Source organism: Nocardioides sp., assembly GCF_047606145.1.
GTDB lineage: Bacteria > Actinomycetota > Actinomycetes > Propionibacteriales > Nocardioidaceae > Nocardioides.
In genome coordinates this window covers 18,047-33,985 of the sequence record NZ_JASGET010000172.1, presented here as the reverse complement: position 1 = coordinate 33,985, position 15,939 = coordinate 18,047, and the positions used below count along the sequence as shown (strand labels likewise).

12 protein-coding genes are annotated in these 15,939 nt (G+C 68.5%); 9 read left to right on the top strand and 3 right to left on the bottom strand.

From position 1 onward, the window contains the following. Window position 1: 1 nt before the first annotated feature. The gene (locus QM638_RS23180; RefSeq protein WP_415146077.1) at window positions 2–1,195 is read right to left on the bottom strand and encodes a CaiB/BaiF CoA transferase family protein; all 1,194 of its coding nucleotides are present in this window, start codon (window positions 1,193–1,195) and stop codon (window positions 2–4) included. A gap of 62 nt (window positions 1,196–1,257) precedes the next feature. Then, window positions 1,258–2,040, bottom strand: a complete 783-nt coding sequence (locus QM638_RS23175) for an IclR family transcriptional regulator (RefSeq protein ID WP_415146075.1) — start codon at window positions 2,038–2,040, stop codon at window positions 1,258–1,260. 198 nt (window positions 2,041–2,238) lie between these two features. Here QM638_RS23175 and QM638_RS23170 point away from each other — a divergent pair, with 198 nt between their 5' ends. From QM638_RS23170 to QM638_RS23145, 6 genes are all read left to right on the top strand, one after another. Beyond that, on the top strand, window positions 2,239–3,723 hold the full coding sequence (locus QM638_RS23170; protein WP_415146074.1) for an aldehyde dehydrogenase family protein: 1,485 nt from the start codon (window positions 2,239–2,241) through the stop codon (window positions 3,721–3,723). 42 nt (window positions 3,724–3,765) lie between these two features. Next, window positions 3,766–5,559, top strand: a complete 1,794-nt coding sequence (locus QM638_RS23165) for a thiamine pyrophosphate-binding protein (RefSeq protein ID WP_415146072.1) — start codon at window positions 3,766–3,768, stop codon at window positions 5,557–5,559. Between the two features lie 37 nt (window positions 5,560–5,596). Then, the gene (locus tag QM638_RS23160; RefSeq protein WP_415146070.1) at window positions 5,597–6,751 is read left to right on the top strand and encodes an ABC transporter substrate-binding protein; all 1,155 of its coding nucleotides are present in this window, start codon (window positions 5,597–5,599) and stop codon (window positions 6,749–6,751) included. A gap of 74 nt (window positions 6,752–6,825) precedes the next feature. Further along, on the top strand, window positions 6,826–7,695 hold the full coding sequence (locus QM638_RS23155; protein ID WP_415146068.1) for a branched-chain amino acid ABC transporter permease: 870 nt from the start codon (window positions 6,826–6,828) through the stop codon (window positions 7,693–7,695). Then, the gene (locus QM638_RS23150) at window positions 7,692–9,557 is read left to right on the top strand and encodes an ABC transporter permease subunit (protein WP_415146066.1); all 1,866 of its coding nucleotides are present in this window, start codon (window positions 7,692–7,694) and stop codon (window positions 9,555–9,557) included. Before QM638_RS23155 ends, QM638_RS23150 begins: the two co-directional genes overlap by 4 nt. After that, window positions 9,554–10,321 (top strand): ABC transporter ATP-binding protein, encoded by a 768-nt coding sequence (locus QM638_RS23145; protein ID WP_415146064.1) that lies wholly within the window; start codon window positions 9,554–9,556, stop codon window positions 10,319–10,321. Before QM638_RS23150 ends, QM638_RS23145 begins: the two co-directional genes overlap by 4 nt. A 130-nt stretch (window positions 10,322–10,451) precedes the next feature. On the opposite strand, the gene QM638_RS23140 is transcribed toward QM638_RS23145, so the two are convergent. Beyond that, window positions 10,452–12,620, bottom strand: coding sequence for a PQQ-binding-like beta-propeller repeat protein (locus QM638_RS23140; protein ID WP_415146062.1), 2,169 nt, complete (start codon window positions 12,618–12,620; stop codon window positions 10,452–10,454). A 281-nt stretch (window positions 12,621–12,901) separates the two neighbouring features. Between QM638_RS23140 and QM638_RS23135 the strand changes: the two genes are divergently transcribed. The 3 genes from QM638_RS23135 to QM638_RS23125 all read left to right on the top strand — a co-directional run bounded on the left by QM638_RS23135 (window position 12,902) and on the right by QM638_RS23125 (window position 15,930). After that, entirely contained in the window at window positions 12,902–13,369 is a 468-nt protein-coding gene (locus QM638_RS23135; protein WP_415146060.1) for a type II 3-dehydroquinate dehydratase, read from the top strand. Window positions 13,370–13,388: 19 nt separating this feature from the next. Then, window positions 13,389–14,870 carry a bifunctional UDP-N-acetylglucosamine diphosphorylase/glucosamine-1-phosphate N-acetyltransferase GlmU gene (gene glmU / locus QM638_RS23130; RefSeq protein ID WP_415146058.1) on the top strand — a complete coding sequence of 494 codons (1,482 nt, stop codon included), beginning with the start codon at window positions 13,389–13,391 and terminating at the stop codon, window positions 14,868–14,870. Window positions 14,871–14,958: 88 nt separating this feature from the next. Continuing rightward, window positions 14,959–15,930, top strand: coding sequence for a ribose-phosphate diphosphokinase (locus tag QM638_RS23125; RefSeq protein ID WP_415146143.1), 972 nt, complete (start codon window positions 14,959–14,961; stop codon window positions 15,928–15,930). Window positions 15,931–15,939: the final 9 nt, after the last annotated feature.

Sequence of the window (15,939 nt, the reverse complement as noted above, 5' to 3'; positions counted from 1 at the left end):
CTCAGCCTTCCGCGCTCAGAACGGCGTCCGCCGCGGAATCGGCCGGGTCGTCGAGCAGCTCGCTGTTGTGCTCACCGAGCAGCGGAGGCCCAGTGACCGGGTGCAGTGCCACCCCGTCGATATGGGCGCCGTTGCTGCTGGTGCGAACCGTCCGTCCCGGATCGCCGGGGAACGGTACGTCGTAGAAGAAGTCGCGGTGTGCCAGCTGCGGTGTCTCGACGGCCTGCGCGACGGTGAGGATCGGCGCCGCCGGTACGCCGGCTCGGGTGAGCAGGTCTGCCCAGACGGAGGCCTTGCGCGCGGCGAGGGCCTGGTTGAGCTCGTCGTTGAGCGCGAAGCGGTGCTGCTTGCGGAGCTCACGGGTGGCGAACCGTTGGTCGTCGATCAGATCGAGGCGACCGATGATCCGGCACAGGCTCTCGTACTGCGTCTGCCGGTTCGCGGCGATATTGAGCGGGCCGTCGGCCGCACGGAAGGTTCCGGACGGGGCCGCGGTGGCGTTCTGGTCGCCCATCGCAACCGTCTCGACCCCGCTCACCTGGTAGTTCGAGACCGCCCACCCCATCGCCGAGAGAGACGCCTCCAGCATCGAGACGTCGAGGAATCGCCCTCCGGTCTGCTCCCGGTCGGTCAGCGCCGCGCACACCGCGAGTGCGGCCATCAGGCCGCCGACGGTGTCGCAGACCGGGAAACCGATCCGCAGCGGCGCCGTGGTCGCCGTCCCGGTGATGGACATCATCCCGGACAGCCCCTGCACGATCTGGTCGTACGCCGGTGCCTGGCTCATCGGTCCGGTCTGCCCGAAACCGGTGATGGCGCAATAGATCAGCCGTGGATTCAGCGCATGCACGGTCTCCCAGTCGTAGCCCAGCCGAGCCATCACCCCTGCCCGGAAGTTCTCCAGCAGCACGTCGGCCTCGGTCAGCAACTGCTCGAACCGATGCCGGTCAGCGGGATCCTTCAGGTCCAGCTCGACCGACTTCTTGCCCGCGTTCTGGGCGAGGAACGAGGCGCCCACCCCGGCCTCGTTGAGCGTCGGGTCCGGGCCGAGGTGCCGGGCGAGATCACCCGATCCGGGCTTCTCGATCTTGATCACCTCGGCGCCGAAGAGCGCGAGCTGGTAGCTGCAGTAGGGGCCCGCCAAGACATTGGTGAGGTCGATGACGCGGACACCGTCCAGGGGTCGTGGTTCCACTCGGATCCTTCTCTCTCACGGCCCGCCGAGACGGTGGCCGACATCGTCGTTGTGCCCTGGCCTCAGTCCTCGAACGGATGGCTGAAGCTACGGCTGGTCATCTGCGCGGCGACCTCGCCCAGTCGGGTTCGGAACTCCTCCAGCCGCTCGTCGGTGAACCGGGCCGTGGGACCGCTGATGGTCAGTGCGGAACCGACGCGGCCGCTCGGCGAGAAGACCGGCACGGCGATCGCCGAGACTCCCACCTCACGTTCGCCGTGGGTGACGGCGTAGCCGTCCTCACGGGCTCGATCGACCGAGGAGGTGAGCTGGGGAAGCAGGGCTGCGCCGTGTGGGGAGAGGCCGGCCACCCGGGCGATGAGATTGCTGCTCGCGTCGGACATCAAGACTCGCGACGACGCCCCCGCCCACAGGGGAAGCTCGTCACCTACGCGCACCACGTGGCGCAGCGTCTGCGTGCTCTGTTGCTGGGCGATGCACACCCGCATGACGTCGCGTCGCGCGTAGAGGTTCACCGTCTCCTTGGTCTGGTCGGAGAGCTCGCGCATCAGCTGGCGGATCTCGCCCGGGATCTGCCACGCGGTCTGGGCCAGATACGCCCAGCGCCACAGTCCCGGACCGGCCGTGATGCCGCGTGGGGTGCTCCACACCAGGCCGTTGGCCTCGAGCGTGTGCAGCATTCGTACGACGGTGGTCTTGGCGAGCCCGGTCTCCTTGACCGCCTCGGCGACGGTGACCATCGGGCGGTCCTCGCGGAGCAAGGCGAGAATCTCGACGGCTCGTGCCACACTGCGGACCCCTGACCCGTCACTCTTGGCGTCTCGCTCTGGCGTGCTGCTCGGCATAGCGGTTACGTCCTTTCCTGAGTAGGCGAGTCATTGTCCCCCATGTCACCTGCGGGTATGCGAGTTCCCCGGGATAGGCGATGAACCATTTCGTCCATAGCACTTGCCAGTGACCGCGATCACTCGGTAGGTTACACGAAGACCACTCAGCGGTCTAGATGAACCAACTAGCGGTTTCAGAGATTAGGTGCAGACAGCGTGTGGGAAGAGTTCGTCACAGCGGCCGAGTCCGACGAGGTGATCGCGGTCCCGGCCTTCATCGAGGGTGCCTGGCGCAGGCACGGTCGGTCAGCGGATCGGGTCGGCCCGTGGCTGCGTCGAGTCGTCTCGCGGGCCCACCAGGCCAGCGACGAGGACGTCGTGACCGTTCGTGCTGCGGCCGCCGAGGGGGCGCGCCGGGTGGCAGCGCTGGCGCCGGCCGCCCGTGCCGAGGTCCTTCGCCGCGCCGCCACGATCACCCGCGCTCAGCGCGACCGCCTGGCGCTGATCCTGGCTCGTGAGCTGGGCAAGCCGATCGGCGACTCCGGCAAGGAGATCGACCGGGTCGCCGCCACCCTCGACGTCTGTGCGGACGAGACCAGGCACATCGGCGGAGACGTGCTGCCCGTCGCCGGCTGGGCGAGCGGGGTCGGCAACACCGCGATGACCTTCCGGGCTCCACTCGGCGTGGCGTTGGCGATCACCCCGTTCAACGCACCGGCGAACCTGCTGGCTCACAAGCTGGGCGCCAGCTTCGCCGCCGGGAACACCACGGTCGTCAAGTCGCCGCCGCAGGCTCCGGCGAGCACGGCAGCGGTGGTCGCCGTACTGCTCGAGGCTGGTATGCCGGCCGAGGCGGTGAACCTGCTCCACGGTGGCGGTGAGCTCGGCGCCGCGCTGTGTGCGGCGCCCGAGGTCGCGGTGATCAGCTTCACCGGCAGCGCGGCGACCGGGGCCGCTGTCGCACGAGCCGCCGGCGCCAAGCCGTTGGTGCTCGAGCTGGGCGGCAACGCCGCCACCATCGTCTGCGAGGACGCCGACCTGGCCGCGGCGGCCAGGATCTGCGCCCGCACCGGCTACTCCAACTCCGGACAGAGCTGTATCTCGGTGCAGCGGGTGTATGTCGCCGAGCCGGTCGCCGAGGAGTTCTTGCGGTTGATGCGTGCCGAGGTGGAGACCTTGGTGGTCGGCGATCCGGAGGACCCGAAGACCGAGGTGGGCTCGATGGTCGACGAGGCCAGCGCGGCGCGGGTGGAGTCGTGGATCGCGGATGCCGTCCGGGTCGGTGCCCGGCTGTTGACCGGTGGGGTCCGAGACGGCGCGACGCTGACACCCGCTCTCGTGGCCGGACCGCCCCCGGAGGCCACCATCGTTCGCGAGGAGGCATTCGGTGCGGCGGTCGCGGTGATGACCTACCGCGACTTCGATGCGGTGATCGACGAGTGCAACTCCAGCCGCTACGGCCTGCAGGCGGGCCTGTTCACCACGCGGATCGACCGGATCGTGCAGGCGTGGCGTGACCTCCAGGTAGGCGCCGTCATCGTCAACGGCTCGTCGAACTACCGGCTCGACCACGTGCCGTTCGGCGGGGTGAAGGAGTCCGGGTTCGGCCGGGAGACTCCGCGCCACATGATCGAGGACTACACCTCGACCAAGACCCTCATGCTCCGCGATCTCTCCATCTGGGGCACCAGTGCGTCGTGACCTGCCCGACGCGACCAGCACGACCACACAGGGAAGGCATCAATGACCGCCACCATCGCGGACGACGGAACCGTCTCGTCGCCCACCGTGAGCAACACAGAGAGCAGCACCGTGACCGCGGCCCAGGCGCTCGTCGAGCAACTCGAGTCCTACGGCGTGGAATACGTCTTCGGCACCTGCGGGCACACCAACATCGCCTTGCTCGACGCGCTGGGCCGCAGTTCGATCGAGTTCGTCATCGCCCGCCACGAGCAGGCCGCAGCACACGCTGCCGACGGGTACGCTCGCGCCAGCGGTGAGCCGGGCGTCGTCCTCATGCACGTCGGGCCGGGCATGATGAACGGTGTCACCGGCGTGGCCACCGCCGCGTTCGACTCGGTGCCGCTGATCGCCATCTCCGGCGACATCCCGTCCTACTACGACGGGCGGCATCCGCATCAGGAGGTCAATCTCCATCGCGACGCCGACCAGGGGGCCATCTACGCGCCGTTCTGCAAGCGGGTCTGGAACGTACACCGGGCGGAGGACCTCGGCAGGTTCGCCGAACGCGCCTTCGCCACCGCGACCTCGGGCCGTTCGGGCGCCGTGCTGCTCAACGTGCCGATGGACCACTTCTCCCGCCAGGTCCCGACCAGGCACCACCCGCGACCGGCCGCGAGCAGCACTCCGGCGCTCGACGAGGCGACCGCGGAACGGATCGCCACCCTGCTGGTGGGTGCCGTCAGGCCGCTGATCTACGTCGGCGGCGGGCTACGCACCGCGGCGGGCCGGTCGGCGCTGATCGGTCTCGCCGAGCACCTCGACATTCCGATCGCCCATTCGCTGATGGCCAAGGGCACCGTCGGCGACCGGCATCCGCTGCTGCTCGGCATGACCGGCTTCTGGGGCCTGGAACCGACCAACGAGTACACCCGTACCGCGGACGTGGTGCTCGCCTTCGGCACTCGGTTCGCCGAGACCGACGCCAGCTCCTGGGATGAGCGCTACACCTGGGGCAATCCCGACGCGAAGCTGGTCCAGGTCGACCTCGACCCGGCCGAGATCGGGCGCAACTATCCGGTCGAGATCGGCGTGGTCGCCGACGCCACCCTCGCCGTCGAGGCCATCGAGCGGTCGGTACGGCGTGCTGCGCCCGAGCCGGTGACCCGACCAGGGCTGCGGGAGTCGATCGGTGCAACGCGCGCGCAGTTGTTCGAGAGCAGCCGTGAGCGCGGCGCCTCGGATGCGTTCCCGCTGCGCCCCGAGCGGATCCTGCGGGACCTGCGCGAGGCCGTTCCGGCCGACGCGGTCCTCGTCACCGACGTCGGCTGGAACAAGAACGGCGTGGCCCAGTGCTACGAGCTGCCCGAGGAGGGCCGCTTCATCACGCCGGGTGGTCTGTCCACGATGGGATTCGGGCCGGCCGCCGCGGTCGGCGTGCAGATCGCACAGCCCAACCGGGTGGTCGTCGCCCTCATCGGCGACGGCGGGATGAGTGCCCAGCTGCCGGCCCTCCCGATGGCTGTGGAGCGCGGCCTGCCGGTGATCTTCGTGGTGATGAACAACCGCGCCCACGGCACCATCGCCGACCTGCAAGCCGGGAGCTTCGGGGCGACGTACGGCTGCGAGTTCCGCGACGTCGACGGCAACCCCTACACCCCCGACTTCGCGGCGATGGCTCGCGCCTGCGGAGCCGACGGCTATCTGCCCGGCTCGGCCGATGAGTTCGCCTCCATGCTCGCCGAGGCCGTCGCGAGTCGCCGTACCGCGGTCATCGACGTCGCGATGGTCAACGAGCCGGTGCCCACTCCGGGCCACTGGAACATCAAGGACATCTATCAGGGCCGTTTCGAATGATCGGCGTCCACCCCAACCACACGAAGTGAGGAACATGATGACTCGTCATCGCATGGTGGCTGCGGCCGCCGTCCTGGCCGCCGCGACGCTCGCGGTCACGGCCTGCGGGGCCCCGGGCTCGAAGTCCGAGTCCGGCTCCGACGACAGCACCGGTCCGATCAAGCTCGCCCTGGTCGATGCCCAGAGCGGCCAGCTCGCCTCACTCGGCGCATGGGAGAAGAACGGGGTCAAGCTCGCGGTCGACGAGTGGAACGCGGCCGGCGGTATCGACGGCCGCAAGCTCACCCTCGACGTCTTCGACGACCAGGGTGATCCCACGACCGGTACCACGATCGCCCGTAAGATCGCCTCGGGCGGCTACGTCGCGATGTTCGGAACGGCGGAGAGTGCCGTCACCCAGGCGATGAACCCGATCCTGAAGCAGGCCGAGATCCCCTCGATCACCTCCGGCCAGGCTCCCGCGATCGTGGACCTGGGCAGCGAGTTCCAGTTCCTCAACGGCCCGACCAGTGTCACCTACGACGACACGCTGGCGAACTACCTGTTCGACACCAAGGGCTACAAGAGCGTCGCCATGATCTCCAACAATGGCGGCTACGGCGTGGGCGAGCATGACGCGTTCATGGCTGCGGCCAAGGACCACGGGATCACGCCGACCGACGACAAGGTCGTCACCACCGACCAGAAGGACTTCTCCTCGGTGCTGACCTCGATCCGGTCGCACAAGCCGGAGGTGCTCTTCATCGGTACCGAGGAGGTCGAGGCGGGTCTGATCGCCAAGCAGGCCCGCGAGCTGGGCATCGACGCCGTCTTCGCCGGTGCGGCTCCGTTGTCCACGCCGGTCTACGTCAGCACCGCGACCAAGGCCAACGCCGAGGGCACGATCGTGTCCACGCCCTACCTGTCGAATGATGCGACCTCGGCGTCGAAGAAGTTCGCGGCCGCCTATCAGAAGGCGTACGGCGACACCGCGGAGCTGCACGGCGCCAAGGCGTACGACGGCGCGCAGATCTTCCTCAACGCGCTGAAGGCGACCGGTGGCAAGGGTGGCGAGGACCTGGCCGACCAGATCCGGTCGACGTCGTACGAAGGACTGCTCGGGACCTTCAAGTTCGATGACGGCGGCGTCGGCATCCATCAGACCCAGATCGGCGTCATCACCGACGGCTCACTCGCTGCCGCCGACAAGTAGCCGCTCACCGGCACGTACACGGTGCCGGGGCCGGATCTGATCCGGTCCCGGCGCGTGAGCAGATAGGGACCCACATGCAAGTCGCGTTGCAAACCATCGTCGGCGGGCTGACGCTCGGCGCCATCTATGCGCTGGTGGCGCTCGGATTCTCGTTGGTCTACCGGACCATGGGTCTGGTCAACTTCGCACACGGCCAGATCGTGATGATCGGGGCGTTCACCGCCTCGACCTTCTACATGTCCACCAAGCTGCCGTTCGCGCTGGCGGTGGTCTGCGCGGTCGTGGTGACCGGCCTGATGGGCATCGTCATCGAGTTCGTGTTGCGTCCCTTGGAGGGACGCGACTTCGACCTGATGCTGATCGGCACCATCGGCTTCGGCGTGATGTTGGAGGCGCTGGCGATCATCATCTGGGGGGCCACCGGACGCGCGGTGCCGTCGCCGATCAACGCGGCGCCGCTCGACATCTGGGGTATCAAGGTACGCACCTACAGCCTGGTGATCCTCGCCGTTGCGGCGGTGGCGACCATAGCGCTGCTGGTGTTCCTGCGCCGTACCAAGCTCGGTGCCGCCATGCAGGCCGCCGCGATGGACCGCGACGCCGCGACCGCCGTCGGCATCCACGTCGGACGCAGCAACGCGATCGCGTTCGCCATCGGCGCCGGCCTCGCCGCTCTCGCCGGCGGGCTGGCCGGGCCGCTGCTCTACGTCAACGCCTCGCTCGGCGGCTCGCTGGGCATCAAGGGGTTCGCGGCCGCCATCCTCGGCGGCTTCGGGAACATCCAGGGCGCCATCCTGGGAGGCCTTGCCATCGGGATCCTGGACTCCTGGGCCTCCGGCCAGTTCGAGGGCTACTCCGAGCTCGTGGTGTTCGTGGTGTTCGCGGTGTTCATGATGATCCGCCCCACCGGGGTGTTCGGAGAGAAGACGGTGAATCGCGCATGAGTCAGCTGATCACCCGGGCCGCACGCTCCTGGCCGCCCAAGGCGGCGGCGCTCGTCATCGTCGTGGTGGTGCTCTACTTCCTGCCCTACACGGTCAACGCCTACCGCATCCATGTCGTCGACGTGACGATCATCTTCGCGATCCTCGCGGTGGGCCTCGGACTGGCGATGGGGATCGGCGGTCAGATCAACCTGGCCCAGGTCGCCATGTTCGGCATCGGAGCGTATGCCGTGGCGATGCTCACCACTCAGCACGGATACGGGTTCTGGGTCGCGGCGGTGCTCGGCGTGATCGCCAGCATCGTCGCCGGTCTGGTGGTCGGGATCCCCGCCTTGAGGGTGCAGTCGCACTATCTCGGCATCGTCACGCTCGGACTCGCGCTCGCCTTCACGAGCTGGGTGACCAACAGCGCCTCGACCCACGGCGCCGACGGCATCTCCGGGATCCCGGTCCCGCCACTGTTCGGCGTCGATCTGAGCGATGAGTATCTGTACTACTACCTCGAGATCGTGGTCTTCCTGATCACCACCGCCTACGCCATCTTCTGGGTTCGGACCCGGCTCGGGCGTCGGATGCGCGCCATGCGCGACGACGCGATCGCGGCAGGTGCCTTGGGGGCGAACGTGCCGGTGCTGCGGATGATCGCCTTCGGCGTGGCGAGCCTGTACGGCGGCGTGGCCGGGGTGCTCTACGCGGGGTTGATCCGGTACGTCGCGCCCGACTCCTTCAGCACCACCACCATGTTCCTGCTGCTCGCCATGGTCATCATCGGTGGGCGGCAGAGCATCATCGGCTGCGTCATCGGAGCCGTCGTGCTCTCTGCGATCCGGGAGGCGCTGGTCGACGCCTCCGAATACGCCCAGCTCGGGTACGGCGCCGTGGTGGTCTTCGCGGTGGTCTTCGCGCCCACCGGGCTTGCCGGGCTGCCCAAGCGCCTGCGCGGACTGTTCGGCACGGGCGCTGGCGGTCGGGCCGAGTTGCGGCAGTGGTCGCTGGACGGGACCCTGGCCGAGCTCTCTGCCCGTCCGCCGGCGGCGCTGCGGGTCGATGGCGTGGTCAAGAACTTCCGCGGTCTCCGTGCGCTCGACGGCGTCGAGCTCGACGTCCCCGCTGGTCAGATCCGTGGCGTCGTCGGGCCCAACGGCTCGGGCAAGACCACGCTGCTCAACGTGATCAGCGGCCTCTACAAGGTCGACGGTGGATCGCTCCGGCTCGACGACAGGCAGGTCACCGGCGCCTCGCCGACGGCCCTGTCGCTGCGTGGCGTGGCGCGGACCTTCCAGAACCTGCGCCTCTTCGCCGATCTCACGGTCAGGGAGAACATCCTGGTCGCACTGGATCGGACGCCGGCCACCTCGTCGCTGGCATATCTCGGCTGGCTGCCGGGTGTCATCGGCCATGAGCGTCGGCTGCGCAAGCGGGCAGAGACCATCATGGTCGAGTTCGGCATCGTCGACTACGCCGAGGAGGCGCCGACGTCGCTTCCCTACGGGATCCAGCGCCGCATCGAGCTGGCCCGCGCGATCGCCACCAACCCGAGACTGCTGTTGCTCGACGAGCCCGCCGCGGGTCTGAACGGCCAGGAGGTGACCGAGCTGAAGGAGATCGTCCTCGCCATCCGGGATCTCGGGGTCACGGTCGTGATGGTGGAGCACAACATGGGTCTGGTGATGACGCTGTGCGACCAGGTCACGGTGCTCGCCAACGGCGCTGTGATCGCCGACGGCGAGCCTTCGGAGGTGGTCAGCAATCCGGATGTCATCGAGGCCTATCTCGGCGATGTCGATCAGATGGCGGACCTGGTCGCCGAACTGCCGGTGACCGATCCTGCCCCCGAGCTGAGCAAGGAGGCCTCGTCATGAGTGCCGCGACATCCTCCGGCACGACCGGGAGCTCGCCGACCGATCCCACCGCTCCGCCCCCGCTTCGCGTCGAAGGGCTCAGCGTCAGGTACGGCGGCGTGGTCGCCGTCTCCGGGGTCTCTTTCGGGGTCGAGCCGGGCGAGAGCGTCGGCATCATCGGCGCCAACGGTGCGGGCAAGACCTCCACGTTGAAGGCGATCATGGGCCTCGCCCCGCGCCAGGCGGCCGCGATCCGGCTCGGTGAGGTCGACCTGACCAGGACGAAGGCTCGCAACGTGGTCCGTCAGGGGATCGGCTATGTGCCCGAGGGGCGGCATATCTTCGGCGGACTCACCGTCGAGCGGAACCTCGAGCTCGGTGCCTACTCGCGCAAGTGGCAGGGCGATGACGACGAGTCGCTGCGCGAGGTCTACCGGCTGTTCCCGGTCCTTCATCAGATGCGGGAGCGTCTCGGGGGAGCGCTCTCGGGAGGCCAGCAGCAGATGCTCGCCATCGGGCGAGCGCTGATGTCGCGTCCGCAGGTGCTGTTGCTGGACGAGCCGTCCATGGGATTGTCGCCGAAGCTGGTCGGCCAGGTGCTCGACTCATTGCTGACCCTGCGCGAGCGCGGCCTGAGTGTGCTGCTGGTCGAACAGAACGCCTGGCTCACCTTCGAGGCCACCGAACGCTGCCTGGTGATGGAGAACGGCGAGGTCGCTCTCGAGGGCCCGGTCGACCAGCTCCGGCACGACCCGCAGGTGCGCAAGATCTATCTGGGCCTCTAGATCGGCGGACCAGGGGCGCCCGGACGCACTCCGGCGTACGCCGCCTCTCCTCGACCGGGCACGCCTCACTCGACAGCGATAGGGCCCCGAAGGCGTGACGCCTTCGGGGCCCTACGGGCGTTCGGCAGACTCAGGTGACGACGATCTTCGCGGTGTTCTGCGGAAAGATCGGGTCGTTGTAGAAGTACTCACCGGGCGTGTCGAAGGTGTGCTGGAAGGTGTCACCGGGCATCAGCACGCCGGTGTCGAACTCGTACTCGAAGAACACCGCCGCGCCGTGCGCGTACTCGTTGTCGGCCGGGTTCACGAACGTGATGGTCGTGCCCTTCGGCACGCTCAGGTTCTGCGGGGACATCGCGTTCTGTGCCACCGTGTTCTCGGTGGCACCCGGTGCGCCGGTCGTCGTGTCCCAGACCCTCCCCAGGGTCACCTTGTTGCCGGCCGCAGCCGCGGTGACGGCAGTCGTGCGGACCTGGTTGCGTTTCGACGGCGGGGTCGGCGCGGCCGCCTGCTTCACCCTGCCGCCGATCTTGAAGGCCCACAGGTGATCGCCCCGGGGGATGTCGGGGTAGGGGAGCGAGTTGCCACCGGCGAAGACCGCCAGATACTGCTCGCCATCGACCTCGTAGGCGATGGGGCTGGTGTGCACCCCGGCTCCGCACTGGAAGCTCCACAGCACCTCGGCGGTCTCGTCGTCCATCGCATGGAGCACGCCGTCCGGCCCGCCCTGGAACATCACCCGGCCGGCGGTGGTGAGGATGCCGTTGCCGTGGGCCAGCGACCACTCCTTCTCGATGCTCCACACCACGGTGTTGTCACGCGGATCGACCGCTGCGATCCCGCCGCCGAAGTACTCGCCCAATGGCCGAGCGGTGTTCACCCGGCCTCCGACGGTATTGGAATAGGCCGAGTTGATCAGGCCGTAGCCGACGTAGACCCAGCCCGTGTTCGGGTTGAACGAGACATGCCCCCAGTCCGCGCCCCCGCCGGCGCCCGGGAAGATGATGGTCGCCCGGTCCCAGAAGGTGTCGAAGACACCGCCGACGGGATAGAACGGCACTGGTTTGGTGGCGTTGTCCAACCGCGGTGCCTGTGGCAGATACGACTCGCCGGTCGGGTAGGGCTGCGTCGCTGACGTCTTCTGACGGCTGTCCTGGGGGACGGCCCGCTCCTCCATCGGCAGGATCGGCTTCCCGTTGGTCCGGTCGAGGATGTAGTACATCCCGACCTTGCTGCCGTAGACCACCACCTTGCGCATCCTGCGGTCGATCCGGACGTCGGCGAGCACCGGCGCCATCACGTTGTCGTAGTCCCAGATGTCGTGGTGCACCGACTGGAAGTGCCACTTCCGCGTGCCGGTCTTGGCGTCGAGCGCCACCAGGCAGTTGGCGAAGAGGTTGTCACCTTCACGGGTCTCGCCGTTGGTCCGCGGATAGGGGTTGCCGAACGTCCAGTAGACGACGCCGAGGTCGGGGTCGATCGCCGGGTGGATCCAGGGGACCGCGCCACCGGTCTTCCAACTCTCGCCGGCCCAGGTGTCGTTGCCGTACTCGCCGGATCCCGGAGCGCTCCAGAACGTCCAGGCCAGCTCGCCGGTGTCGGCCTTGAGCGCGTACGCGCGCCCGCGCGCCCCGACGGTGCTGCCCTGCATGCCGACGTAGATCAGGCCGTCCCAGTAGACGACGGCGCCGGCCAGCGATCCCACCGACCCGCCGCACTGGCCGTTCGTCGGGTCGCAGCCGTCGTTGTCGCCGCTACCCGCGTCCTCGGTGAGCAAGAGGGTCTTCCAGACCACCGCACCGGTCTTCTTGTTCAGCGCATAGACGTTGTTCTCACCCGAGATGGTGAAGACCAGGCTCTCGTCGAGCGCGACGCCGCGCATGTTCGTCGTCTCCGAGCCGACGTTCGTCTTCCACTTCACCGCCCCGGTGCGTCCGTCGACCGCGAAGACGTTCTGCTGCGAGGTCTGGACGTAGAGCACGCCGTTCTCCGCCACGACGGTGCTCTGCTGCGCCTGGGAGGTGTCTCCGCCTTCGAGATTGGTGTGCCATGCCCCGCCCAGCCTCGAGACCGTACGGCGGTTGATCTGGCGCAGCGGGGAGTAGTTCTGATTCCCGTAGTTGCCGCCCACCTTCACGAAGTCGGCGCCGACCCGACCGAAGCTCGTGGGTTGCCTCGGCGCTGGTACCGGTCGGCTCACCGGACTCTCCGCCCGAGCAGGCGATTCTCCGACGGTCGTGGTCAGGAGCGCGCTGCCGGCGGCGGCACCCGCCCCCGCGAGGAAGTGGCGTCTCTGCATGGGTCATCCTCCAAAGTTGAAAACCACTGTATGGTTCAAATAATCCGAGTGTCGGTCCACCTTAGGACTGTGACCACCGGCACATCAAGGCCATTTCCAGTGATTTCCTTGGGCGCCAGCGCCGCTCTAGGATGAGATAAAATCGGTTCAAATGAACCATCTAGTGGAACCAACTCGAGAAGACGCGTGAGAACGAGGGCAGGTGAGCACGTTCGTCACCGCGGCTGTCCCGCTCCGGACCGGTGCCACACCGTCGCTCGCGCGTGACGAGAAGGAGAACCGTGCACGCGATCGCAGTCATCCAGGGCCCGAACCTCAACCGTCTCGGTCGGCGTCGTCCCGAGCGATACGGCCACGAGACGTTGGCGGACGTGACGAGCCGTCTCGACGAGTTCGCCGGGGCATTGGACATGACGTTGTGCCACATCCAGTCCAACCACGAAGGCGTCCTCGTCGACTGGGTGCATGAGCACACCGATGTCGACGCGGTCATCGTGAACCCGGCCGGGCTCACGCCGTACGGCCGGCCCCTCTACGACGCGGTCTTCGACCTCGAGGTGCCGGTCGCGGTCGTGCACATCACCCAGCTCTACCGCCACTACGGCGCCTCGACTCCCGATCTGTTCAAGGCCGACGCGGACGTGTACCTCTGCGGCCTCGGCGTCTTCGGCTACTCCGCGGCGCTCGTTCGACTCCATCAGCTGCTCACCGGCACCACCCGGACGCCACCGCCCACCGCACTCCGGTGACGGCCGTAGGCTCGGCCCCATGAGCGAGCTGACCGTGATCGTGCTGGCCGCCGGCGGCGGCACCCGGATGAAGTCCAAGACCCCGAAGGTGCTGCACACCATCGGCGGGCGGAGTCTGGTCGGGCACGTGCTGTCGGCGATCGCCGAGGCCGGGGCGACCCGGGTGGTGGCGGTCGTCGGCCATGGTCGGGAACAGGTCGCCCCACACATCGCCGAGCTCGCCCCCGACGCCGTGATCGCGGTGCAGACCGAGCAGCTCGGCACCGGACACGCCGTCGCCGTCGGTCTGGCCGCGGCTGCCGACGAGGGTGAGCCGCCGAGCGGCACCGTGCTGGTGCTCTACGCCGACACTCCGCTGCTGCGTGGGCGGACGCTGGCCGCGCTCGTCGCCGACCACCGCTCGTCGGGTCGCGCGGCCAGCGTGCTCACCGGCGTGGTCCCCGAGCCGGCCGGCTACGGCCGGATCGTGCGCGACGAGACCGGCGCCGTACGGGCGATCGTGGAGGAGAAGGACGCCACCGAGGAGCAGCGGGCGATCACCGAGGTCAACTCCGGGATCGTCGCCTTCGACGCGGCCGCCCTGGCCGCCCTGCTGCCGCGGATCGGAAACGACAACGCCAAAGCGGAGTACTACCTCACCGACGCGATCGGACTGGCCGCCGCGGACGGACTCGCCGTCGGCGCCGTTCGGGTCGCCGACGTCACCGAGACCGAAGGAGCCAACGACCGGGCCCAGCTGGCGGCGCTCGGACGCACGCTCAACGAGCGCATCGTGACCGGGTGGATGCGCGCCGGGGTGACGGTGATCGATCCCGCCACCACCTGGATCGACGCCGAGACCGAGCTGGCCGAGGACGTCACCCTGCTGCCCGGCGTCCAGCTCCTCGGAGCGACCAAGATCGACGAGGACGCGGTGGTCGGCCCGGACTGCACCCTGAAGGACTGCGAGATCGGTGCCGGCGCTCGGGTGATCCGCACCCACGGCGAGCTCGCCGTCGTCGGCGCCGGTGCCGGCGTCGGGCCGTTCGCCTACCTACGGCCCGGCACCCTGCTGGGCGCCGACGGCAAGATCGGCACCTTCGTGGAGACCAAGAACGCCCAGATCGGAGACGGCGCCAAGGTGCCGCACCTGTCCTATGTGGGTGATGCGACCATCGGCGAGGGCAGCAACATCGGGGCCGGCACGATCTTCGCCAACTACGACGGCGTTGCCAAGCACCGCACCACCGTCGGCAGCCATGCCAAGACGGGTGCCAACAACACCTTCGTCGCCCCGGTCGCCGTCGGCGATGGCGCCGGCACCGGCGGCGGCACCGTCGTCCGCGACGACGTACCCCCGGGTGCGCTGGCGGTCTCGGCGGGGCCGCAGCGGACCATCGAGCGGTGGGCGGTGACCCGTCGGCCCGGGACGCCGCAGGCGGCGGCCGCGCAGGCCGCGCTCGACGAGGCGTCGGTCACATCGGACCCCGCCTCGGGCGGGGCCGCCGATCCCGCGACCTGAGCCAGGTTGGGGAACCCACCGACGGTGGGACAGAATCACCATGTAATCCACCTCTACACCCTCGGGGCCAGGAGCACGCGTGACCGGAATGAAGCGGACCACCGAGAAGAACCTGATGGTCTTCAGCGGACGGGCCCATCCGGTCCTGGCCGTTGAGGTCGCCGATCTGCTCGGCACGCAGCTGGTGCCCACCTCGGCCTACGATTTCGCCAACTCCGAGATCTACGTGCGTTACGAGGAGTCGGTGCGTGGCTGCGACGCCTTCGTGATCCAGAGCCACACCGCGCCGATCAACCAGTGGCTCATGGAGCACCTCATCATGGTCGACGCGCTCAAGCGCGCCTCGGCCAAGCGGATCACCGTGGTGATGCCGTTCTGGGGCTACAGCCGACAGGACAAGAAGCACCGCGGTCGTGAGCCGATCTCCGCGCGCCTGGTCGCCGACCTGTTCAAGACCGCCGGTGCCGATCGGGTGATCTCGGTCGATCTGCACGCCGACCAGCTCCAGGGCTACTTCGACGGCCCGGTCGACCACCTGATGGCGCTGCCGCTGCTGGCCGACTACATCAAGGAGAAGTACGGCAACCAACCGCTCGCGGTGGTCTCACCGGACGCCGGTCGGATCAAGGTCGCGGAGCGCTGGTCGGCCCGACTCGGCGGCGCGCCGCTGGCGTTCATCCACAAGTCGCGGCGGATCGATCGGCCCAACGAGACCGTGGCCAACCGGGTCGTCGGTGACGTCAAGGGCCGGATCTGCGTGCTCACCGACGACATCATCGACACCGGCGGCACCATCGTGAAGGCGGCCGACGCGCTGATGGCCGAGGGAGCCTCCGGCGTCATCATCGCCGCCACCCACGCCATCCTCTCCGAGCCGGCGGTCGACCGGCTGAAGAACAGCCCCGCCGTCGAGGTGGTCATCACCAACACCCTGCCGGTGCCGTCGGAGAAGCAGTTCGACACGCTCACCACGCTGTCGATCGCGCCCATGCTGGCGCGCGCGATCCGTGAGGTGTTCGAGGATGGGTCGGTAACGTCCATGTTCGACGGCCACGCCTGATCTGCGGCG

Bases quoted from the DNA above. Each gene is read 5' to 3' on its own strand.
- QM638_RS23140 (WP_415146062.1), bottom strand. From the start codon at position 12,620: ATGCAGAGACGCCACTTCCTCGCGGGGGCGGGTGCCGCCGCCGGCAGC.
- QM638_RS23145 (WP_415146064.1), top strand. From the start codon at position 9,554: ATGAGTGCCGCGACATCCTCCGGCACGACCGGGAGCTCGCCGACCGAT.
- QM638_RS23165 (WP_415146072.1), top strand. From the start codon at position 3,766: ATGACCGCCACCATCGCGGACGACGGAACCGTCTCGTCGCCCACCGTG.
- QM638_RS23175 (WP_415146075.1), bottom strand. From the start codon at position 2,040: ATGCCGAGCAGCACGCCAGAGCGAGACGCCAAGAGTGACGGGTCAGGG.
- QM638_RS23160 (WP_415146070.1), top strand. From the start codon at position 5,597: ATGACTCGTCATCGCATGGTGGCTGCGGCCGCCGTCCTGGCCGCCGCG.
- QM638_RS23155 (WP_415146068.1), top strand. From the start codon at position 6,826: ATGCAAGTCGCGTTGCAAACCATCGTCGGCGGGCTGACGCTCGGCGCC.
- QM638_RS23125 (WP_415146143.1), top strand. From the start codon at position 14,959: ATGAAGCGGACCACCGAGAAGAACCTGATGGTCTTCAGCGGACGGGCC.
- glmU (WP_415146058.1), top strand. From the start codon at position 13,389: ATGAGCGAGCTGACCGTGATCGTGCTGGCCGCCGGCGGCGGCACCCGG.
- QM638_RS23150 (WP_415146066.1), top strand. From the start codon at position 7,692: ATGAGTCAGCTGATCACCCGGGCCGCACGCTCCTGGCCGCCCAAGGCG.